The sequence below is a fragment of the Bacteroides sp. D2 genome (genome assembly GCF_025147085.1).
Classification (GTDB): domain Bacteria; phylum Bacteroidota; class Bacteroidia; order Bacteroidales; family Bacteroidaceae; genus Bacteroides.
The window spans coordinates 5,671,525-5,694,641 of sequence record NZ_CP102261.1; the positions used below are offsets into that span (position 1 = coordinate 5,671,525).

The 23,117-nt window shown below is 39.3% G+C and carries 13 protein-coding genes; 5 read left to right on the forward strand and 8 right to left on the reverse strand.

The window, feature by feature from the left end; genetic code table 11:
- Positions 1–11: 11 nt before the first annotated feature.
- The 6 genes from NQ505_RS21440 to NQ505_RS21465 form a co-directional block, all read right to left on the reverse strand.
- Positions 12–3,224 (reverse strand): SusC/RagA family TonB-linked outer membrane protein, encoded by a 3,213-nt coding sequence (locus NQ505_RS21440; RefSeq protein ID WP_008999714.1) that lies wholly within the window; start codon positions 3,222–3,224, stop codon positions 12–14.
- A gap of 37 nt (positions 3,225–3,261) precedes the next feature.
- Positions 3,262–5,079 (reverse strand): glycoside hydrolase family 2 protein, encoded by a 1,818-nt coding sequence (locus NQ505_RS21445; RefSeq protein WP_008999713.1) that lies wholly within the window; start codon positions 5,077–5,079, stop codon positions 3,262–3,264.
- Positions 5,080–5,256: 177 nt separating this feature from the next.
- The gene (locus NQ505_RS21450; protein WP_008999712.1) at positions 5,257–9,222 is read right to left on the reverse strand and encodes a hybrid sensor histidine kinase/response regulator transcription factor; all 3,966 of its coding nucleotides are present in this window, start codon (positions 9,220–9,222) and stop codon (positions 5,257–5,259) included.
- A 715-nt stretch (positions 9,223–9,937) separates the two neighbouring features.
- A complete protein-coding gene (locus NQ505_RS21455; RefSeq protein WP_008999711.1) occupies positions 9,938–10,402 on the reverse strand; it encodes a hypothetical protein in 465 nt (154 codons plus the stop codon).
- A gap of 128 nt (positions 10,403–10,530) precedes the next feature.
- Positions 10,531–12,870, reverse strand: a complete 2,340-nt coding sequence (locus NQ505_RS21460; RefSeq protein ID WP_008999710.1) for an LruC domain-containing protein — start codon at positions 12,868–12,870, stop codon at positions 10,531–10,533.
- 360 nt (positions 12,871–13,230) lie between these two features.
- Positions 13,231–15,090, reverse strand: coding sequence for an SLC13 family permease (locus NQ505_RS21465; protein ID WP_004300098.1), 1,860 nt, complete (start codon positions 15,088–15,090; stop codon positions 13,231–13,233).
- 337 nt (positions 15,091–15,427) lie between these two features.
- Between NQ505_RS21465 and NQ505_RS21470 the strand changes: the two genes are divergently transcribed.
- Complete coding sequence (locus NQ505_RS21470; protein ID WP_032853665.1) at positions 15,428–17,053, forward strand: ATP-binding protein; 1,626 nt, start codon at positions 15,428–15,430, stop codon at positions 17,051–17,053.
- Between the two features lie 76 nt (positions 17,054–17,129).
- On the opposite strand, the gene NQ505_RS21475 is transcribed toward NQ505_RS21470, so the two are convergent.
- Together NQ505_RS21475 and NQ505_RS21480 are read right to left on the reverse strand one after the other, a co-directional pair.
- Positions 17,130–18,275: an iron-containing alcohol dehydrogenase gene (locus NQ505_RS21475; protein WP_004300100.1), complete on the reverse strand. Its 1,146-nt coding sequence runs from the start codon at positions 18,273–18,275 to the stop codon at positions 17,130–17,132.
- Positions 18,276–18,354: 79 nt separating this feature from the next.
- On the reverse strand, positions 18,355–18,495 hold the full coding sequence (locus tag NQ505_RS21480; protein WP_004300101.1) for a hypothetical protein: 141 nt from the start codon (positions 18,493–18,495) through the stop codon (positions 18,355–18,357).
- A gap of 360 nt (positions 18,496–18,855) precedes the next feature.
- Between NQ505_RS21480 and trpB the strand changes: the two genes are divergently transcribed.
- The 4 genes from trpB to trpD are packed head-to-tail and all read left to right on the forward strand — an operon-like array spanning position 18,856 to position 23,110.
- Positions 18,856–20,043, forward strand: a complete 1,188-nt coding sequence (trpB, locus tag NQ505_RS21485) for a tryptophan synthase subunit beta (protein WP_004303719.1) — start codon at positions 18,856–18,858, stop codon at positions 20,041–20,043.
- 48 nt (positions 20,044–20,091) lie between these two features.
- Positions 20,092–21,498 carry an anthranilate synthase component I family protein gene (locus NQ505_RS21490; RefSeq protein WP_004300104.1) on the forward strand — a complete coding sequence of 469 codons (1,407 nt, stop codon included), beginning with the start codon at positions 20,092–20,094 and terminating at the stop codon, positions 21,496–21,498.
- Between the two features lie 45 nt (positions 21,499–21,543).
- Positions 21,544–22,110, forward strand: coding sequence for an anthranilate synthase component II (locus NQ505_RS21495; RefSeq protein ID WP_085938557.1), 567 nt, complete (start codon positions 21,544–21,546; stop codon positions 22,108–22,110).
- 4 nt (positions 22,111–22,114) lie between these two features.
- Positions 22,115–23,110: an anthranilate phosphoribosyltransferase gene (trpD, locus tag NQ505_RS21500; RefSeq protein ID WP_004300106.1), complete on the forward strand. Its 996-nt coding sequence runs from the start codon at positions 22,115–22,117 to the stop codon at positions 23,108–23,110.
- The last annotated feature ends 7 nt before the right edge of the window (positions 23,111–23,117 follow it).

Here is a 23,117-nt window from a genome sequence, read left to right on the forward strand (position 1 = left end):
AGTCGGACAATTTAAAATTTAATATTCACATTCAATCCAAAACTTCTTCTGGAAGGTAACGAACCATATTCCAAACCTATAGCAGAAGTATTATAATTTGAGTCCGGATCAATATTCGGTACATTCTTATAGATAATAAAAGGATTTCGCGCAACAAATGAAACACTTAACGACTCAACATAACGCTCTATCAACTTTTTGGGAAAGGTATATCCGAACGTTAGCTCACGCATCTTGACGTAACTATTATCATAGATAAAAGGCAAAGCTGTCTTATCACAGATATATCCCCAATAATCGTATGGAGCAATCGCTTTGGTATTTTTCACCCAAGATACATTGCCTGCGGCATCCACTTGCTTAACAACTCCTTCTGCAACATACCCACCGGTAGATTGCCAGTTTCCTTCAGCAACTCCAGCTTCCAAACGCTGTTCTTCCGATTTATGCCATTCGTCACGTCCCCTTACAGTATATGCTGCTTTACCTGATTTGGCCAAGCCACGCGCTGTCATAGAATAAATATCTGCTCCTACTTTAATATCAAAAATTGCCGATAAAGTAAATTGCTTATATCTGAAAGTAGTCGTTAGTCCCCCTGTCCAGTCCCAGGTTGCTTTCCCTAACTTTTTCATATCACTGGTTATTTCAGGCAAACCGGAATCAGCATTGATAATCACGTCTCCCTGTTCATTTCTCAAGAAGTCCTGTCCCATAATTACTCCGTATTCTTCTCCTGGAACAGCCAGTACTTTTACTCCCAGCCAACGGGCAGCTGCCAATTCCAGACTCTCGATTCCTGTTGACAAGGACTTCACTTTGTTACTATTCTTCGAAAAGTTAAAATTAAAATCCCAAGAAAAATCTTTCGTTTGAACCGGTGTCGTATTCAATGCAATCTCTACTCCCGAATTTTCTATTTCCCCTGCATTTATCAGTTTGGTACCATAACCTGATGTTACTGATGTGGCAACATTCATAATCTGGTTATTACTGTTTTGTTTATAGTAAGTAAAATCCAGTCCGATCCGGTTATTCAGAAACTTCAAATCCACTCCAATCTCAAAAGAATTGGTTTTGGATGGTTTCAAATCTTTATTAGGAATAGTACCCGTACTAATATATCCCGTAGAATAATTACCAAAGGTTTTATCCGTCATAATGTAGTTCAAATCCAACATGAAAGGGTCTGCATCACTACCGACTTGTGCCCAGGAAGCTCTTAATTTACCAAATGAAAGAATCGGATTCGGCTTAATCAATTCTGAAAACAAGAAGCTTCCACCAACTGAAGGATAAAAATAAACGTTATTGTTTACCGGCAGTGTGGACGACTGATCCCGTCTTAATGTCACATCTGCATACAATAAATCTTTCCAGGAAAGGTTTACCATTCCAAATAACGAATTAATCTCTTTACGCCAGCTACCTTCAGTAATCTCTTTTTGCAGGAAACTTTGCAGAGCCACCGTCTCATGCATTGACATATTTTTAGCTGTTATGGTATGCGACTTATTATCTACGTGATACACATTCCCTCCTAATGTAATTCCATAATTGAAGCGTTTGAAGCTATTTTGATAATTAGCTATAAACTCCACATTATAAGACTTATTTTCAAAAGTACTTTTTTGTAATTGTCCCAATAAAGTACTAGGGGTAGAATATGGAATATAATCCATAAATGAGAAGTTCACGTTCTCACCACCACCGGTCAATTTGAAATACAGATTCTTATTTACACTATATTTAAATGAAGCGACTGCAAAATACTGGTCTTTCTGTGTCGTATTCTTCATTGCATATTGCACCCAATAGGGGTTGATATTCCAGACATCTCCTCGATTCCAGTCGTAGTAGGTTCCATCCGAATGCATATAATTATCCTTCAACCATACCTGGTCAAAGTTTCCTGCCAGGTTCATCAGATTGTTAGCTACATTCGTTCTTGAGTCTGCTAATGCCGGACGGTTCTTTACATATTCATTTACGTAATTGACTTTGAAATCAACTTCCAGTTTCTCTGCAAGCTTAAAGAATGTTCTTAAATCAATCGTATTCCTGCTTATTTTGGCATTAGGCATAATATCCTTATTAGTCAGATTCGTATACGACAATCTTATGCTATTGTTCTCTTTGGCAGAACTTAGAATCAAAGAATTTGTGGCTGTAACACCTGTGTTAAAGAATCCCTTTATATTGTCTTTCCTGTATATAAAAGGACGAGTCACTCCGTCGAAATACTTAAAAGCAATTCCTTCATCGTATCTGGGTCCCCAACTGGCACAAGCCGATTTTGCATCATCATCATTCAGATTAATTCTTCCATCCCATCCCTGGCCAAATTCTGTCTGAACATCATCATATTCTGTAAGTTGCTTTTCAAAAGTAACGGTTGAGTTTACCTCCACTCCTATCGCCCTGCGATTCTGATTCTTTTGTGCCTTCTTGGTCGTTATAAGAATAACTCCATGTGCAGCACGACTACCGTACAAAGCAGAAGCAGCAGGACCTTTCAACACAGACATGGATTCAATATCATCGGGATTGATGGACGAGATTCCATCTCCCAAATCATATCCTCCATAAGCACCGGCCGAACCGAAATTAGAATTATCCAACGGTACGCCATCTACTACATAAAGAGGTTGGTTGCTACCAGTTAAAGAAGTATTACCTCTAATAATTACTCTCGTACTTCCGGCAGGACCACCAGCCGTTTGAGAAATGACCAATCCCGGAATCTTACCGGCCAATGCGTTTATAACATTGGTCTCTTTCGCTTTTTCGAGTTCTTTTCCTTTCACGTCACTGACGGCATATCCCAAAGCTTTCCTGTCACGTTTAATACCTAAAGCAGTCACTACCACTTCATCAAGTCCGGCAGTTTCCTCTTTCAATACAATATCATAGGTACGCTGTGAATTGATTTTCAGTTCTTGTTCTCTATAGCCGATATAACTTATAATGAGAACACCACCGGGAGGCAGCACGATCTCAAAATTACCATTAACATCGGTTACCGTACCATGTGTCGCATTCTTAATTTTCACAGTCGCCCCTATCAGTGCCTCTCCTTTCTCATCAGAGACTTTTCCTTTAATCTTCCAATATTGCTGTTGCTGGGAACTACCCGTGTTTTCCAGAGTAGTATTTGCATAACTTCCTTCAGACCAAAGAAAAGCCAGCAAGGCACAAGCCATTAAAAATCTTAATTTTTTCATATTGTATTAAATTTATAAGAGTTATTCTATTCTATCACTAACGTAATGCATTACATATCTTCTCATTAATTTTCCGTAAGCGTTCTTCATCAAGCTTTACAACCTTACGGTCATAAGTCAGTAAGCCATTTATTTCAATCTCAACATCAGAGGTTTGTGTGTAAACAGCAGCAGAAAAACCTCTCGGAATAAGTTTATACAGCATATCCGCATATTTCTGATATTCGTCAGTAGCCTCTTGAGAAGAATTGAATTGGACGTATCCCCAATTCTTATCCGGTTCCCACAGATGTTCTTTACAGATCATACCAATTCCACCGAACTCTCCTAAAACATTTGCTCTTTGGGCATCATAAAGATACATTTCAGGAGCCGGATAATTATGTAAGTCAAGCATGTCCCCACATGTATAATGGTTGCCGCCACTTGCCGGATTTACTAAACGAGACGGATCATATTGTTTGGTCCAAGCTGCAATCTCCGGTGTTTTAAACTGTCCCCAAGCCTCATTAAACGGAACCCAGACACCAATACAAGGATAAGAATATAAGTAATCAATGACTTCTTTCCATTCCTTACGATAAACCGCTTCCGATTCTGGAGAACGTTTAAAATCAATACCATCAAAATAAGTCCGGTTCTGCCATTCATAATTACGATCACCACTTGGCATATCCTGCCATACAACAATCCCTAACTGGTCGCAATGTGTATACCATCGGGCCGGTTCCACTTTGATGTGTTTACGAATCATGTTAAAGCCAAAGTCTTTTGTCTTTTGAACATCATAACGCAAAGCCGCATCACTGGGAGCTGTATAGAGTCCGTCAGGCCACCACCCCTGATCCAAAGGACCAAATTGAAATAAATCCTGATTGTTCAGCTGCAACCGTACTATGCCATCCTTATCCCGTCGGGTTGAATATTTCCGCATGGCAACGTAGCCATTCACTTTATCCACTATCTTGCCATTGTTCTCCAAAGTCACCTCTGTTTTATAAAGAAAAGGAGATTGAGGTGACCATAGTTTAGCATTTTCGGGCATTGTCAGTTCTATTGCCTGTTTGTTTACGGCCAGCCCTTCGGTAACCAGTTGTTCACCATCAAAAACTTTCACTCTTACCCGGTCGGTAAAGTTCTCACTAGTAGTAACGGTCACATTGATCCGGCGTAGATCAATATCAGGCGTAGTACGCACGTTTGTGATGTGACATACAGGCACAGGCTCCAACCAAACAGTCTGCCAAATACCTGTAACTGGAGTGTACCAAACACCTTTCGGACGTTCTACTTGCTTTCCACGTGGTTGTACTCCTTTATCTGTCGGATCCCAGACACGAACAGTCAGTTTATTTCCTCCCTTTTTCAAGGCGGAAGATATATTAAATGAGAAAGGAGTGTATCCACCTGTATGTTCTCCTACTTTCATGTCATTTACCCACACATCGGTTTTCCAATCTACAGCTCCAAAATGAAGAAGAACATTCATACCATTCCATTTCTCGGGTACATTAAATACACGGTTATACCATACTTCCTTTTCACCTCCCACTCTTTTCCCTACTCCGGACAGCGAGGATTCAACGGCAAAAGGGACTAATATCTTACCATCGTATACAGCAGGAGCTTCCATTCCTTTAGGAACAATAGCATAATCCCAACAACCGTTCAGGTTCATCCATTGGGTACGCTCCATGATGGGACGCGGATATTCCGGTAATACATTATTCGGGTCTATCTGCTCTCCCCATTGAGTTTTTATTTTATCGCCAGCCGGCGACCATTGCGCAAATGCCGCAACATTAAAAATCAATATAAATAAGAATAAAAGAATAGGCCGGATGAAGTTCTTCATAAATTGCTTCGTTTAAAGTTAATAATAGATTTGATACTTTGTTCACGTATCCAAAAGTAGCCACTACCCTCTAAATTCAGTAGAATTATTGAAGCTATTCATATAACAATCGAATCAAATGAAGATTTTGATTCGATAATTGCCTATGTAGAAAAGATAATTGCAGTGAAAGGTTGGTTACATCTCTACAAAATCCTTTGGAAGTACTCCAAATTGTTTTTGGAAGCACTTTGCAAAATAAGAAGGAGTACTAAAACCAACAGCATAGCAGACTTCATTTATCTTATAAGATTTATCTTTGAGAAGTACAGCCGCCTTCTTTAGGCGCTCTACCCGGATATAATCATTGGGAGTCATATCAAGTATTCCTCTGATTTTCCGGTTCAAACTCGAACGGCTCATATTCAGCAACTGTGCCATACTATCCAGATTAAAATCCGGATCTTGCAAATTATCATAAACAATCTTATTTAGTTCTTCCAGAAAAATCTTGTCGGCGTTCGTCTGTGCCATCGTTGCAGTAAATACAAAAGGAGAATGACAGAATGCCTGCCTTAGCTTCTCTCGGTTACAAAGTAAACTTTCAATGGTAGCTATCAAATATTCTACCGAGAAGGGCTTCTCAATATATGCATCTGCCGCCAGTTTCAATCCCTCAATCTTTGATTCAAGATTTGTTTTAGCCGTCAACAGCACTATAGGGATATGACTATATGTAAGGTCTGTCTTCAATCGATGACATAATTCCATCCCGTCCATCCGAGGCATCATAACATCACTGATTAATAAATCAATATTTGCATCTTCCAATATTTCAAGAGCCTCCACCCCATCTTTTGCTTTCAGAACACTATAAGCCGAAGATAATTGTTTGGCTATGAATGTCAACATATCCTGATTGTCTTCTACCACCAGAATAACAGGGAGATGAGTTCCTTTTTCCTGCTCTTCCGCCATCGGATTTTCAATGCCTGATATCTTATCTTCCTTTTCTGATACATTTTCTTGCAGTTCTTGCACCTCCTCTACATGAGTGACCGGAATTTCCAGTACAAAACAATTGACTCCTTGCATATCCTCAAGATACACGGTTCCATGATGCAACTCTGCCAAAGAACGTGCCAAGGCAAGGCCAAGGCCTGTACCGGAAGCATATTCTTCGTTATTCTGAACCTGAACAAAAGGTTGAAAGATTTCCTCCCTCATATTAACAGGAATAACAGACCCGTCATTACATACTTTTATTATAAAACTGCCCGTTGCCTCATTATATTTTACTGTTATAGTTATATAGGTAGCTGCATATTTTACTGCATTACTCAACAAATTACTTATAATTTTAATCAATGCTTCGCGATCGACGGCTGCAGAAATATCTTCCTCCGGCAGATCAATAGAAAGCTTTATATTTTTCTGTCGCGCCAGAGATGTAAAACGAATATAGACTCCAGATACTATTTCCTGAATATTACACTCTGATAAAATTAGTGTGAAACTATTATTGGCCGTTTTGCGGAAGTCGAGTAATTGATTGATAAGATTCAATAAGCGATCCGAATTTTGCCTCATAATAACCAGATCCTCCCGTACGTCATCCGCCAGAGGCTTATCTTTCAAAATACACTCCAAAGGACCTTTGATTAACGTCAGCGGAGTTCGTATTTCATGTGCTACATTCGTAAAAAAGTTTATCTTGGCAGAATAAAGCTCACGTTCTTTCCTTTGCTCAAACTTCTCCATCTGCCTCATGTGCTTGCGAGCCATACGACGTTTGGAATATCGTATAATAAAATAAAAAATGCACAATGATAAAAGAACATAAACAGCATAAGCCCATCCCGTCAAATAAAATGGCGGACGAATATAAATATGTAATTTTAAAGGTGCATCATTCCAGATTCCATCGCTATTCACTCCTTTCGCATAAAGGGTATATGAGCCATAAGGCAAATTAGAATAACTGATTAATGATCCTCTTGCTTCATACCACTCTTTATCAAATCCTTCCAACTTATATAATAGTTTATTCTGATCCAAAGTAGAATATCCCAGTGTTGCAAAGCGAAATGAGAAGGAATTTTGAGATGCGGTCAGTTCTATAGAATCTGACACCGTTATACTCTGTTTCAAAGGTGAATCTTTGGTATTCGGCACTACTTCTTTATTGAATATCATAAAATCCGTAATCACCAGAGGAGATACATAATCATTATCAATAAAAGTAGATGGATCAAAAGATATAAGCCCTGCAATACAACCAAAATAGATTCTTCCATCCACCGTTTGATGACTTGAACGATAATTAAATTGATTGCTCAATAGTCCATCGGCAATAGTAAAGTTTTTAATGACTTTTGTTTCCGGCTGAAAACGAACCAACCCTTTATTAGTAGTCAGCCAGAAAATGCCCCGCTTATCTTCTACAATCTGATGAACAACATCACTTGGTAATCCGATAGAATTCGAATCATAGTGTTCGAAAGTCCCGGAATCTGAAACTAACCGGCAGAATCCCCCACCTTCGGTAGTAAACCATAACTGGTGACGGCTATCCTCGAATATACTCAAAACTTTATCATAAGGTAAACTCAATGAGTCATTTTCCTTATGATAGAAATGAATACACTTTCGTTTCTCTGTTTCCAACTTATACACACCATTAAAAGTTGCCAGCCAAAGGTGTCCTTTTAAATCTTCATGCAAATCATAGATCAAAGTCGGTGGAACTGATTCAACTCGCGAAAAGCGGTCATTCTCATTATGATATTCAAATAGTCCGTCAGCAGTTCCCAAATATATTTTGCCGGACGCCGTACGTCGAATCACAAAAATATCATTGGAACTCAATCCGCAGGAATCTTTTTTCCGGTAAGTTTTCACTGTATTTGTCTGCAAATTGATTCGATTAAGTCCTCCTGAAAACGTACCTACCCATAAAAAGCCATTCTCCAGACATAATCCATGGACATTATGGTAAATAGACTGATGATGGAATGGTTTCAATTCCTTCGTCACGGGATTATAATGAAACAAGCCCTTATCCTCCGTACCGATCCATAAATTTCCTTTTTCATCTTCCACGATTTCACGAACACGTTCACCTAATTCTTCCATCCCTTTATGAGGATATATTTTCTCAAAGAACGTATATTGTTTAGGATAATAGTTTATTCCTCCAAAATAAGACCCAATCCACATTCCTCCTTCTTTATCTTTATATAAAGAATAGACAACATTATCCGATAATGCATAGGAAGTTCCCACCAAACTTTGGATATGGGTTATAGCACCATTCTTGATATTATAAGTATAAATACCGGATTCTGTACCAATCCATAACTCGTTTTCAGAGTAAAGTGCTATTTCCCGTACATAAATATCATCTCCTTTATCATCTACAGATAGTAAAGTGCGGACTTGCCGGGTTGCCAGGTTGATCTCTTTCAATCCTTTAGTCAAACCGACATATAACAGATTTTCTTCCCCTTTAATTATTTTATTGACTACTTCATTCTTAAAGGGCTGGGTACCATCTTGAGCAGCAAAAGGATATACCGTGTTGAAATCATCAAGAGTAAAATATAGATTGTCTGCATAAAAAGCTCCCCAACAAGTCCCTTGGTCGAACAAAAAGTTTTTCATACCGGCCCATGGTATTTTCAACTGTACCATTTTTTGTTGTTGTGGATGAAAGCAAAAAAATCCATCGGCAGAAGATATATAAATACACCCTTTATTCTCACCAATCATATATACAGAACGATTGATACCTAAACCATCAGCAGTTTTTACATCAAAAAAATATGAGTTTTCCCGGGAAATAGAATAGATATAAACTCCGGTATCGGTACCTATCCAAATAGATCCCTCCTTATCTTCATAGAGTGCAGTAACACAATTATTCCCCAGCATACCGTTAGCCTTACAATATACTTGAAAAGAAGTACCATCAAAGCGATTTAATCCGTCCTTGGTACCAAACCACATAAAGCCAAGATGATCTTGCAGAATAGCATATATACTATTTTGCGATAAACCATCGTTGATGTTCCATGAACGAAAATAATACTGATTACTAGTCATTAAATTAGCGAATAGCAATACCGGATAACTAATTAATACTAATAACAAAAGTCTTTTCATAATATTAGACATTTAAAAATAAGCCTCCATCGCATGGCGAAATCACTCTGCATAGTTAATCCCTCACCTTTACAAATATACAAAATATTAGTAACCGACAACTATTTCACTATTATTTCCTATTAAATAATTGGAGAACTCCTTTCCTTTTTTACAAAAAGTCACTACTGACACTTTGTAATTCTTACTCTATCAGGAATCGTTTCTTTCCACCCTTTATCTGGAAAGAATATTTTTCTGTCACTACAGAAGTATTTTTCCAAGTCATTATTCCAGGATCAAGCGTAACATATCAACATTATGATATATTATTTAGCCTTTATACAACCAAATCATCATCATTTACATTCATGAGACCTCTTTTTGTTCTTTTCTATTTGCTATTACCAAAGATAAAAATAGAGAAATCAAAGGAAGGAAAGTAGAAAATACCAACATTTTTTATAGCATAGCGACACTATCCTAATGGTTTACTTACTTTATCCATAGCTTTTGGTTACACTATCCGCAGCTTTTGCTTACTTTATCCTTATGTTTTTCACAAATATAACGGTGCTTTTTATACAAATATGCAGCGTTTTTGTAAAAAACAAGCATAATTTTTCAGTAATTCAAAGGTGTTTTCTTGCTAACAGAGGAAAATTATAAAACATACGAGATAGTGAATTTCTCAATTACATATACAAATATCAGGATAATCAGTTTTTTAGTAACTTTATGTTGAAAGCCAGCCCATCCCGATCAATACCCAGAGTTCCAATATACAAAGCGGAAACCACATTGAACATGCCAGCCACACCGGAATTCCTTTACACCATTCACTACGGCGATAATGAATCATAAGGGCAGAACGGCGTTGGGTTCGATAACGTAACATGCAAAATACGACCGGTGGGATAATACAAAGAAAGAACAGGCCAATGATATGCCAACCATCTGTACGTGATACTATTGAAACCGAAGAAAGGTACATACACAATGGCAGGATAATGCAAAAGCTCCAATATGAAAAGAGTACAATCATTCCGCTCGTCCTTGCTCCTTTTCCTTTCTCACTCCATTTCTCGCCACAATAATACATATAATCGAAGAAGTAATAATGGTACTTCTTTGGATGCAACTTTTTCTGTTGACGTTCAAAATAGTTTAATGGCTTTTTCTTAGGAGGGTAATATTTCATGTCCGTTCTATGTACAGTTTATATGATGTAAAAAAGACGATTAATATCGGGAAAATCCTTCGTATTAATCGTCTTTCTATATTCAGTAGAATTTATTATAGCAACTGATCTTTTATAAAATCAATGACTTAATACTTCATTACCTTATTACTGCTTACAGTATTATACCAGTCAGTATTTGTACTCTGATCGTGCGCCCAGTCGGCGAATTTAGAATATGCATTCGTTATCACTGTCGTCTCTGTAGGATAAGCAAACTTTTCAGGTACACAAAGAGCCCATGTATTATTAACGGCTTTAATTACCTCAAGCACTTCCTTATCAGCCAATTGGCCATTCGCTGTAGCCGAATTAAATTGATTCAGATGAATTTCTGTTCTCTTTTGAGCTCCCCCCTGATATGCAATAAAGAAGTCTAAGCCATCTGTCACACTAGGGATGGATATTGCATTCTTGAGTTTTATGTTCACTTCAAGAGTATATATGTCTGTAAGAGGAGTACTAGCATTCCCCGTATTCAACATAGGACGTTGTGATCCAGTATATCCATACACATAATGTGCATCTCCAAATAAAGGAATCACAAGTTCATTACCGTTCGTTTCATAAGATGCATTTTCAAATATACCAGAATTTAATGAGTTGGTACGTTGGGTAGCACCTGCACCAAAACTTACCTCTTCCACATTACTTTTATCGATTCCTCGTATTCTTAATCCAGCACCTAATTGCTTCACAGCACCAACCGCACGCAGGTTGACTGTATATTTCAATTCTTTCACATCATTACCAGCAGCAGGCAAATTGACATTCAACACAATATCATTGAAATCATAGTCCCCCGCTTGCGGATAATTGTCTTCAAAGGCATAAGAATAAACTGCATTTCGAATCTCTACATCATCCGGATTTTCATCAGAATTGTATCCTTCTTTGATACATTCACCGTCAGCAGGAAGTATAAAATCAGCCTTACCCGGATTGCAATAGGTAGCGCCTTGCTGCAATCCTTTATTTACTAGCCATGCAAAAGGAGACCAGTCATAGTGCGCTTCACCTTTATATGTCTGATCTGTTATTTCACAAATGATATTATTTGTTACTTTAGAATTAGATTGAGCCAAACCACTAAGATTAGCAATCTCATTAATTCTCAATAAAGCAGTACCCACAGTTGGACCGGTAACAGTTCTATATAAGCTAGCCTTACCTGTACAAGTCAACATGGATTGCGCCTCCATTACAATGTCGTTGTCATTACCATTATAACCAAGCTCCTCGCAAATAGCTTCGGAAGTATTCCCCATAACAAGTGTGCCAAATTGGAATTTACCGGTTTTCAAATAACAACCATTTTTAATATTGGTATTATTGTTACCATTGATACTTTCAGCCTCCATAGTACCATGATTCACCAGTTCCATTCCATTTGTTGAAGCTTCATAGCGTTCCAACTGAAGTAATCCATAATTATAAAAGACTCCCACACCACCGTTGAAATCTAATACAGAGCAATTAATAGTGCCCGCATTATAGTTTTTAAATCCACTAGAACCATTTGTTATTTGGATAGTTCCCTTACCCGTGATACTTCCGCCCGGCATTACTGTTAAATAAGACTTATTTGTCAACACCAAGCTCGCATTTTTAGCTATCTCTACTTTCCCACCATTCTCAACTATAATTTCTGTAATATCGCTAAATTGATAACTACTTTCAATAATCCATGTACTTCCTTGAGGAACGATTACTTTCACAGCCTGGGCTCCACCACTGGTTCCAGTAGTAGTAAATCCTTTATTAAAAGTACCACTCTGAATTTTAAACCAACGTTCTTTTTCTTTGAATACAGGTAATTTAGCATATTCAAACCATCCGAAACCTGCACCCAAATCCCAATCAGCTTGGACATCAGTAGCTATTGCTTTTTTACTACTAATATCATCAGCCGTATAAGGAGCTGCCATAGCCGGTATACCTGTCGTCGTTACAGCTCGTGACATAGAGCGTGTAGGCACATCCTTTTCATGTCCAAGTTGTGCGGTTACTTCTCCATTTTCAATAGCTACGGGCTGCACCATATAATGTCCATGATTGTCTATACATGCAACAAACACTTTATTGAGAGCTGTTGCACAGTCCATCACGACATTCAAAGTTGTACTTTGATTGGCAGTTCCTTCCGCTAAGATTTTTGCTGTACTTTCCGAGCTTAATGGGTCAGCATCGAATATCTGTATCTTATAATCTGTACCCAAATCTCCATTAACCGACACATGTGCCGTCACTTTATGCGACATGGTCCAATCTCCATTAGGATCGATGTTCTTTACAGGAAAGGTTTCTTCGTAAGTTTGCTTCAGTTGATCTGCATTAAACAGAGTTTTCTCATTATCAACGCAACTAGTAAAGCTGATGGAGGACGCCAACAACGAAAAAGTGAAGACTTTTGCAATGTTCTGTTTCATAATCTTTGAATGCTTAAGTTTGCTTTATTTGCACAAAATATAAATCACCACTAATCAACAATCAGTAATGAACACACAAAGATAGTTGTATTTATAGATAAAAGACAGTTAAAGTTGTATTTTTCGGTACATAGTTAACATCTTTTAAAAGATGGAAATCTAATTATTTCTATTGAAAGATAGGTGGCTACATCATTGAATATAAAAAACTTAGAAGTATAAACATTGCAGTATGCAGCAAAAAACAAAGAGTTGCATATTCTATGCAACTCTCAATTAAACGACAAAGATTCAGTACTACAGAGCACTACAAAATCCCGAGTTCTTTCATTTCCCTATTGAAAGGATAAAAACTAAAAATTAAAAGGGGAAAATCAGAGGCAAAACAAAAATCATCACAATCCCCATAATAATCTGCAATGGTAATCCTACTTTTACATAATCCATAAAAGTATATTGACCGGCAGGCATCACCAGGGCGTTAGGCGGTGTAGAGAATGGAGAAGCGAAACACATACTTGCACCTACCGTCACAGCAAACAAGAAGGGAACCGGACTTACTCCGATCTGTATGGCACTTTGCAGAGCAATCGGTGCGAGTAAGACAGCCGTAGCTGTATTGCTGATAAACATCGTCATCAACGAAGTCGTAAAGTAAATACCTGCCATCAACGCAACAGGTCCGTATGATCCCAAGCCGTTAACCAGCGTATTGGAAATGTATTCCGAAGCTCCCGTTTTCTCCAATGCCAGAGACATAGGAAGCATAGCTGCAATCAATACAATACTCTCCCAGTTGATCGTTTTATAAGCTGCTTCTACATTACGAAAACATCCGGTTAATACCATCAATATACCCGCTATCATAACAGCCGTAACCGGAGCAACCGGAATAAAATCGAATACCATCATTACTACCATTAATACCATAATAGCAGCCGCTACCGGAGCTTTATAATCTAATGTAACTTTAGCCGCTTCCGCCAAAGGTTGTCCCAAAACAACCCAATCAGAATCTTCCTTGCTAAGACGAGCTATATTATTCCACGTTCCCTGAACCAGAAGCACATCACCACTATGAATCCGCTCATTTCCCAAATCCTGCAACAAGTATTCCTTTTTACGACGGATTCCTAATACGTTCACATTAAACTTATCACGAAAACCGGCTTCCTTAATTGTTTGGTTTATCAAATTAGAAGCTGGCATCAACACTATTTCAGCAATACCGATGTCATAAAAATCCAGAGAGTTAGTTGCGCTTTGAGTTTCTTCCGTTGCATGGTCACCTAAAATCTCTAGCAGGAAATCTTCTGCAAAAAGCTGTACCTTATCAAATTCTCCTGTCACATACAAAATATCCTCGGCCTGCAACATCGTGTCCGGTGCAGCAAACTTCTGGGTAATCGTTTTCAGAAAACGATGTTGCGATGCATCACCACGACGTACTTCCATGATATTCAAACCATATTTGCGACGAATATCCAAGTCAATAATCGTCTTGCCCAAAAGCCGGGAATCTTTTATTACCTGCAAACGAAACAGATTGCTGGAAAGCCCATATTCATTTACCAACTGTTTCAGTGACTTACCCGAACGTTTATTATCATCTTTCTGGCCTTTTTTAGAAAGAAACCATTTGCTAAGTGGCATCAATACCAGCGTACCGACAATCACACAGACAATGCCGACAGGCAGGAAAGAGAAGAAGGAAAGCGGTTCAAGTCCGGCAGAAGTCAACGTATTTTGTATCACAAGGTTCGGCGGAGTACCAATTAAAGTCATCATACCTCCCATACTACTTGCAAAAGCCAACGGCATCAACAGCCTGCTCGGATTCATACCGGCACTCATTGCCAGACTGACAACAATAGGAAGCATCAGTGCCACCGTTCCTGTGTTACTGACAAACGCACCAATGGCCGAAGTCACCAACATCACCAACAGAAACAACCGGATCTCACTGGTTCCCGCAAGTTTAAGAATACGGGAACTAATCATCTTTGCCAATCCCGTTTGAAAGATAGCCCCTCCCACTACAAACAATCCGATCATCATAATGACTACCGAATTGGAAAAACCGGAAAGTGCTTCATCAGGAGTTAATATCTGAAAAATAAGTAAGGCTATCAGTGCACACAGTGCCACAATATCCGAACGAACCTTGCCGTTCACGAAAAAGACAGCCGAAAGAACGAGAATAATAATGGTTATTAGCATACGTAATTAAATGATTGTTTTATTTTGACTCTATCAAAACTTATTTAGGTGAACAAAAATAGAAAATACTCCAGCGTTATTAAAACAAATTAGAAATGATTTTAGTTCATGAGACATCATTTAATATTTTAATACATTTTCTCTCTGAAAAAAGACTCGAAATCAAGCAAAATATGATACCATACAAGAACTACAAGACACCATACCTCCACTATTTCTTCATCGCATATAATTACAGTCTCACAATATAATGTTGAAAGACAATATATTTATGTATTATTTTTTGAAAGTTAAAGAACAATTCATATCTTTACACCTCATTTATATCAAACATTTTATGGCAAACAATTATTTGTTAAATTATTGGATTAACGAAGTTCATTGGGGTTATAATTATTTACTAGTAGTTATTTTGCTCCTTGTCATCAGCATCTTACTATATAGAATCCGAAAATTGCAAAAAACGATTAAAAAGACCAATCATTCCTACCGTTTCTCCTTTGATATTCTCGATAACCTTCCTTTCCCCATCTTTGTAAAAGATATTACAAACGATTTCCGATACTATTACTGGAATAAAGAATCAGCCGCTCAATCCGGCATTAGCAGTGAAGAGGCCATCGGACATACTGATTATGAAATTTACGGAGAAGAAAGAGGTGAAAAATACCGGCATATCGACAAAGAACTCATACAAGCAGGCAAAGTATATCGCAAAGAAGAGAAATACACCACTCCCGATGGAATCACCCATGATACTATTGCCGTTAAATCTATTATTTCATGGGAAGGAGAAAAGAAATGGCTGTTGGCAACCCGGTGGGATATCACACAACTCAAGAATTATGAAAGAGAATTAGTTGCCGCCAAGGAAGAACTGGAAAAAGCATTGAAGAAGCAAAAACTAGCTCTAAAAAGTATCGACTTCGGCCTTATCTATATTGATAAAAATTACCGGGTACAATGGGAGGAAACAAGACAAATAGCCAGCCTGGTAAAAGGCAGACGATACATACCGGGAAAAATTTGCTATCAGACCAGTGCACTTCGTAATGAACCGTGTGGACAATGTGCTTTCAAGAAAGCTATCGAACAGGGCAAAATTATCCGGCATACCATCAGAGTAGACGATGTAGATTTTGAAGTGACCGCAACACCTGTATTCGGCGATGAAAAGGAAACTGAAATTATTGGAGGATTACTTCGTTTTGAAAACATCACTGAAAAATTAAAGATGGACAAAATGCTGCAGGAAGCAAAGGAAAAAGCCGAAGAATCCAATCGGCTCAAATCTGCCTTTCTCGCTAATATGAGCCATGAAATACGAACCCCGCTAAATGCGATTGTAGGATTCTCCGAAATGGTTTGCCAAACGGAGGAAGAGGAAGAGAGAAAAGAATTTGTAAAAATCATCTCCAGCAACAATATCTTATTATTGCAACTGATAGACGACATCCTCGATCTTTCTAAAATTGAAGCCGGTACTATGGAATTCACATTTGCACAGACTGATATCAATGAATTGATGGAAGGTATTTGCAGACAAATGCAAGAAAAGAATTCTTCCCCAGACGTTCAAATCTTATTCACAGAGAAAGCAGATCAATGCATGATGTATACCGACCGCATACGTCTATCACAGGTTATCATCAACTTTACAAATAATGCTTTGAAATTCACCCCTAAAGGTTCTATCGAAATGGGATACCGGATTGAAGAAGCCAAAGATGAAATATACTTTTATGTAAAAGATACAGGTATCGGAATTCCTGCTGACAAGATAGATAAAGTGTTTGAACGCTTCGTCAAACTGAACTCCTTTATTAAAGGGACAGGACTCGGACTAGCCATCTGCCGCGTCATAGTAGAAAGACTGGGCGGGGTTATCGGAGTGGAATCTAAAGAAGGAGAAGGCTCTCGCTTCTGGTTCAGAATTCCAAGGTCAGAGAAAATTGAGAAATAATAAAAAGAAAAGAGGATATGGTGAAAAGTATGTTCCAATATCCTCTTTATCCTATATTCTTAATGTAAGAGTATGCTTAAAGTGCAGTCTCTAATATCCTGCGGGCAACAGCACCCGTTACATTTCCATTCTCTCCATATTTAGCACCACGTTCATTGAATCGGCGTTCGATTTCCAGAATAGTATCCTGTCCGATGTTCTCCTCATGCAAACGTGTAGTCAGCCCAAGTGAACGGAAGAACTCTTCGGTATGACAAATCGCTTCATCAATCCGTTCTTCTCGCGTACCGGAAGTAATTCCCCAGACTCTTTCACCATACTGCAAAAGTTTATCTCCTTTTTCCTCATGAAGCACCTGTAAAGTGGCAGGAAGAACAATGGCTAACGTATGACCATGTGTCAATCCGTGCAAAGCAGTAATTTCATGGCCAATCATGTGAGTTGCCCAGTCTTGCGACACTCCCATAGCAATAAATCCATTCAATGCCATTGTAGCCGAAAGCATAAAATCAGCCATCAGTTGATAATCATGCTGGTTTTCACGGATTTTCGGAGCTATTTCTACCAAAGTTTGTAAAATCCCTTCCGCCCAACGATCCATAATGCGGCTCTGCCCGGGAGTAGTCATATATTGCTCCATCACATGAACAAAGGTATCAGCCAAACCACAGGCCACCTGATGAGGAGGCAAGGTAAAGGTTACTTCCGGGTCAAGAATAGAGAAGATTGGATAGTTAGCATAAAAAGGATATTTCTCTTTTGTTTCACGACGGGAAATAACTGCCCCGTTATTCATCTCCGAACCGGTAGCGGGCAAAGTCAATACAGTGGCAAGAGGTACAGTATGAGTGACTGGACGTCCGGCAAGTACTAAATCCCAGGCATCACCATCATACAGGATTCCTGCGGAAATCAATTTCGTACCGTCAATAACGGAACCACCACCAACAGCCAGCAGATAATCTACTTTCTCTTCTTTTCCCAAAGCAATAGCTTTACGGAGAGTTTCAATGGCAGGATTGGGTTCGATTCCCCAGAATTCTACTGTAAAATGATTCTTCAATGCTTCCTTTACCTGATCGTACACTCCGTTTTTCTTCACGCTTCCACCGCCAAAAGTAATCATAATACGCTTGTCGGACGGTATTTCTTTAGCCAGCCGGGCAATCATCCCTTTTCCCATTATCAGTTTCACGGGATTTTGAAAAATAAAATTTTCCATATCTTAGTCTATTGTTATTATTTTGGTTATTAGTCACTATCCTTGCAAAGATACATGATTTATCCGAACCCTGTCAGAATCAAGCGAAGAATTGTTGTGCCACGGAAGGAACCATAGCCGACAACCAAGGTTTCATATCCTCTGCTACCAATAACCAATACAATAATAATATAATGAAAATGGCAATAGCAATACCTACTAAAACTTTTCTCTGTTTCATAATTGTTTTTGTTTAAATATTCAATATTTATAAGAACAGTTCAGGTTGAAAATTGTTCTATATCAGAAAAATGAAGGCAAAAGAGAAAAAAAGTCATTTTTTGTTTGCTGTTTCAAACAAAGTGTCTATATTTGCCCCCATAAAATTACAAAAGACAATGAGAACAATGTTAGTAAATACATATTGGTGGTGGCACCCGTTACAACTCCGACAGTCGTAAGGGAGCAGTGCTCGTATGTATATACCTCATTAAAGATATAACAGATTTGAAAGAGCCCTGTCGCAACTTGCGGCAGGGCTCTTTTTATTTGCCCATTTTCGAACAGATTTAGATAATAACATAAAAAAATAGATAGGATTATGAAAAGTTTTTTAGTTGACCAGGATGGCTATTACGGAGAATTCGGTGGTGCTTATGTACCAGAAATCCTCCACAAATGTGTTGAGGAACTGACAAACAAGTACCTCGAAGTGATTGAAAGCGAAGAATTTAAAAAGGAATTTGAGCAGTTATTACGCGACTACGTAGGACGCCCTTCCCCACTCTATCTGGCAAAACGCCTTTCCGAAAAGTATGGTTGCAAGTTGTATCTGAAACGGGAAGACCTGAATCATACCGGTGCACACAAAATTAACAACACCATCGGACAAATCTTGCTGGCACGCCGCATGGGAAAGAAGCGCATCATCGCCGAAACCGGAGCCGGACAACATGGAGTAGCAACAGCTACCGTATGTGCATTGATGGATATGGAATGTATCGTTTATATGGGAAAAACGGATGTAGAACGCCAACACATCAATGTGGAGAAAATGAAAATGCTGGGAGCTACCGTTATTCCCGTTACTTCCGGAAACATGACCTTGAAAGACGCAACCAACGAAGCGATCCGCGACTGGTGTTGCCATCCTGCCGACACTTATTATATTATCGGCTCTACCGTAGGTCCTCATCCTTATCCTGATATGGTGGCACGCCTGCAATCTGTTATCAGCGAAGAAATAAAAAAACAACTGCAAGAAAAAGAAGGGCGTGACTATCCGGATTATCTGATAGCCTGCGTTGGAGGAGGAAGTAATGCTGCCGGAACGATTTATCATTATATCAATGATGAACGGGTAGGCATCATCCTGGCAGAAGCCGGAGGTAAAGGAATAGAAACCGGAATGACCGCCGCTACCATCCAACTCGGTAAAATGGGAATTATCCACGGAGCGCGTACTTACGTCATCCAAAACGAAGACGGACAGATTGAAGAGCCTTACTCGATTTCCGCCGGACTGGATTATCCGGGCATTGGTCCGATACACGCCAATCTTGCCGCACAAAGACGTGCCAACGTTTTGGCAATCAATGACGACGAAGCAATAGAAGCCGCTTACGAACTAACTAAACTCGAAGGTATTATCCCTGCACTGGAATCCGCCCATGCATTAGGAGCTTTGAGAAAATTGAAGTTCAAACCGGAAGATATCGTTGTATTGACTGTTTCAGGACGAGGAGACAAAGATATTGAAACCTATTTATCGTTTAATGAACAGCAATAAGTAATTAGTAAACCATCATTCGTAATCAATAATCAAGCAATTATAGAAATGAAAACATTTAATTATACAACTCATAGCAAACAAGTGCTCGGAGATATGCATACTCCCGTCAGCATTTACCTGAAAGTGCGCGACATGTATCCGCAATCTGCATTAATGGAAAGTTCCGACTATCATGCCGGAGAAAATTCCTTGTCATTTATAGCCCTCTGTCCCCTGGCAAGTATCGGTATAAACGGCGGTATTGTCACTGCCAACTATCCCGATAACAGCCGCACGGAAGAACCCCTGACAAAAACCTTCCATGTAGAAAAGGCCATGAACCGGTTTATCAATCAATTCCAGGTGACCGGGGATAATAAGAATGTATGTGGACTTTACGGATACACGACGTTTAACGCTGTGAAATACTTCGAGCACATCCCGGTGAAAGAAAGTCACGATGAGCAAAATGACGCTCCGGATTTGCTATACATATTATATAAGTATGTCATTGTTTTCAATCATTTCAAAAATGAATTGACACTCGTTGAAATGTTGTCCGAAGGAGAAGAAAGCGGCTTACCGGAACTGGAAGCAGCCATCGAAAACCGGAATTATGCTTCTTACAACTTCTCTGTAACAGGTCCCGTTACCAGCCCTATCACCGACGAGGAGCATAAAGCCAATGTCCGCAAAGGAATTGCGCACTGTATGCGTGGAGATGTTTTCCAAATCGTACTTTCCAGAAGATTTATCCAACCTTATGCCGGAGATGATTTCAAAGTGTACCGCGCACTCCGCAGCATCAATCCTTCTCCTTATCTTTTCTACTTCGATTTCGGAGGATACCGCATCTTCGGTTCTTCACCGGAAACACATTGCAAAATCGAAGATGGTCGTGCTTACATCGATCCGATTGCCGGAACTACCCGCCGTACCGGAGATGTAGTAAAAGACCGGGAACTGACAGAAGCTTTATTGGCCGACCCTAAAGAAAATGCAGAGCATGTCATGCTGGTTGATCTTGCCAGAAACGACCTTTCCCGTAATTGTCATGATGTACGCGTACTATTCTATAAGGAACCACAATATTATAGTCATGTCATTCACCTGGTAAGCCGTGTCAGCGGTGTGTTGAATGAGGGCGCAGATAAAATAAAAACGTTTATTGATACGTTTCCTGCCGGCACATTAAGCGGTGCTCCCAAAGTACGCGCTATGCAGTTAATCAGCGAAATCGAACCACATAATCGTGGAGCCTATGGTGGCTGTATCGGTTTTATCGGATTGAACGGCGAATTAAATCAGGCTATCACTATCCGTACTTTTGTAAGCCGAAACAATGAACTCTGGTTCCAAGCCGGAGGGGGTATTGTAGCCCGCAGTCAGGATGAATATGAACTGCAAGAGGTGAACAACAAACTGGGAGCACTGAAAAAGGCGATTGATTTAGCTGTTAAATTAAAAAATTGAAAGCAGAGATAGTATTTGAACAACCATTTTACAATGACAATAAAAATGAAAATATTACTTTTAGATAACTACGACTCTTTCACTTATAACCTACTGCACGCAGTGAAAGAATTAGGGACTACAGATGTAGAAGTAGTCCGCAACGACCAGATAGAGCTTGATGAAGTAGACCGATTTGATAAAATCATTCTGTCTCCCGGACCGGGCATACCCGAAGAAGCCGGACTGCTATTACCTATTATTAAAAGATATGCCCCGACCAAAAGTATTCTGGGTGTCTGCCTCGGTCATCAAGCCATCGGCGAAGCTTTCGGAGCACGCTTGGAAAATCTCAAAGAAGTATATCACGGGGTACAGACTCCGATTACCATCCTTCACCAGGATTTGCTTTTTGAAGGGTTGGGAAAAGAAATCCCTGTTGGAAGATACCATTCCTGGGTAGTCAGCCGGAAAGTTTTTCCCGATTGTCTGGAAATAACGGCAGAAAGTCAGGAAGGACAAATCATGGCAATCCGCCATAAGACCTACAATGTACATGGTATTCAGTTCCATCCCGAATCAGTATTAACTCCGCAAGGAAAAGAAATTATTAAAAACTTCTTAAACGATTAAACTTATGAAACAGATTCTATACAAACTTTTCGAACATCAATATCTGGGACGCGATGAGGCTCGCACCATTTTACAGAACATCGCACAAGGAAAATATAATGATGTACAGGTAGCCTCTTTAATTACCGTCTTTCTGATGCGTAATATCTCTGTGGAAGAATTATGCGGTTTCCGCGATGCATTGCTTGAAATGCGTATTCCGGTTGATTTAAGTGAATTTGCTCCGATAGATATCGTAGGAACCGGAGGTGATGGAAAAAATACATTTAATATTTCTACAGCTTCCTGTTTTACTGTTGCCGGAGCCGGTTTCCCGGTTGTGAAACATGGTAATTACGGAGCAACATCAGTCAGCGGTGCCAGTAATGTGATGGAGCAACACGGTGTAAAGTTCACCAGTGACGTCGATCAACTGCGCCGTAGCATGGAGAAATGTAATCTTGCCTATCTGCATGCTCCTTTATTCAATCCGGCATTAAAGGCAGTTGCTCCGGTTCGTAAAGGATTGGCAGTGCGCACTTTCTTTAATATGCTCGGTCCGTTGGTTAATCCGGTATTACCGGCCTATCAGCTTTTAGGAGTTTACAACCTCCCGTTACTTCGCCTCTATACCTATACTTATCAGGAAAGCAAGACGAAATTTGCCGTTGTTCATAGTCTCGACGGATATGACGAAATCTCTCTGACAAATGAGTTTAAAGTGGCGACCAGCGATCATGAAAAGATTTACGCTCCCGAGAGTCTCGGATTCTCCCGCTATAAGGAAACTGATCTGGATGGTGGACAAACACCGGAAGATGCAGCTAAGATTTTCGACCAGATCATGAATAACACGGCTACGGAAGCTCAAAAAAATGTAGTGGTAGTCAATTCAGCTTTCGCCATCCATGTGATTTGTCCGGAGAAGACTATTGAAGAATGTATTGCTCTCGCCAAAGAGTCATTGGAAAGTGGACGCGCATTAGCTACCCTAAAAAAATTCATTGAATTGAACAGTTAATGTTTTA

Bases quoted from the DNA above. Each gene is read 5' to 3' on its own strand.
- NQ505_RS21440 (WP_008999714.1), bottom strand. From the start codon at position 3,224: ATGAAAAAATTAAGATTTTTAATGGCTTGTGCCTTGCTGGCTTTTCTT.
- NQ505_RS21445 (WP_008999713.1), bottom strand. From the start codon at position 5,079: ATGAAGAACTTCATCCGGCCTATTCTTTTATTCTTATTTATATTGATT.
- NQ505_RS21450 (WP_008999712.1), bottom strand. From the start codon at position 9,222: ATGAAAAGACTTTTGTTATTAGTATTAATTAGTTATCCGGTATTGCTA.
- NQ505_RS21455 (WP_008999711.1), bottom strand. From the start codon at position 10,402: ATGAAATATTACCCTCCTAAGAAAAAGCCATTAAACTATTTTGAACGT.
- NQ505_RS21460 (WP_008999710.1), bottom strand. From the start codon at position 12,870: ATGAAACAGAACATTGCAAAAGTCTTCACTTTTTCGTTGTTGGCGTCC.
- NQ505_RS21465 (WP_004300098.1), bottom strand. From the start codon at position 15,090: ATGCTAATAACCATTATTATTCTCGTTCTTTCGGCTGTCTTTTTCGTG.
- NQ505_RS21470 (WP_032853665.1), top strand. From the start codon at position 15,428: ATGGCAAACAATTATTTGTTAAATTATTGGATTAACGAAGTTCATTGG.
- NQ505_RS21475 (WP_004300100.1), bottom strand. From the start codon at position 18,275: ATGGAAAATTTTATTTTTCAAAATCCCGTGAAACTGATAATGGGAAAA.
- NQ505_RS21480 (WP_004300101.1), bottom strand. From the start codon at position 18,495: ATGAAACAGAGAAAAGTTTTAGTAGGTATTGCTATTGCCATTTTCATT.
- trpB (WP_004303719.1), top strand. From the start codon at position 18,856: ATGAAAAGTTTTTTAGTTGACCAGGATGGCTATTACGGAGAATTCGGT.
- NQ505_RS21490 (WP_004300104.1), top strand. From the start codon at position 20,092: ATGAAAACATTTAATTATACAACTCATAGCAAACAAGTGCTCGGAGAT.
- NQ505_RS21495 (WP_085938557.1), top strand. From the start codon at position 21,544: ATGAAAATATTACTTTTAGATAACTACGACTCTTTCACTTATAACCTA.
- trpD (WP_004300106.1), top strand. From the start codon at position 22,115: ATGAAACAGATTCTATACAAACTTTTCGAACATCAATATCTGGGACGC.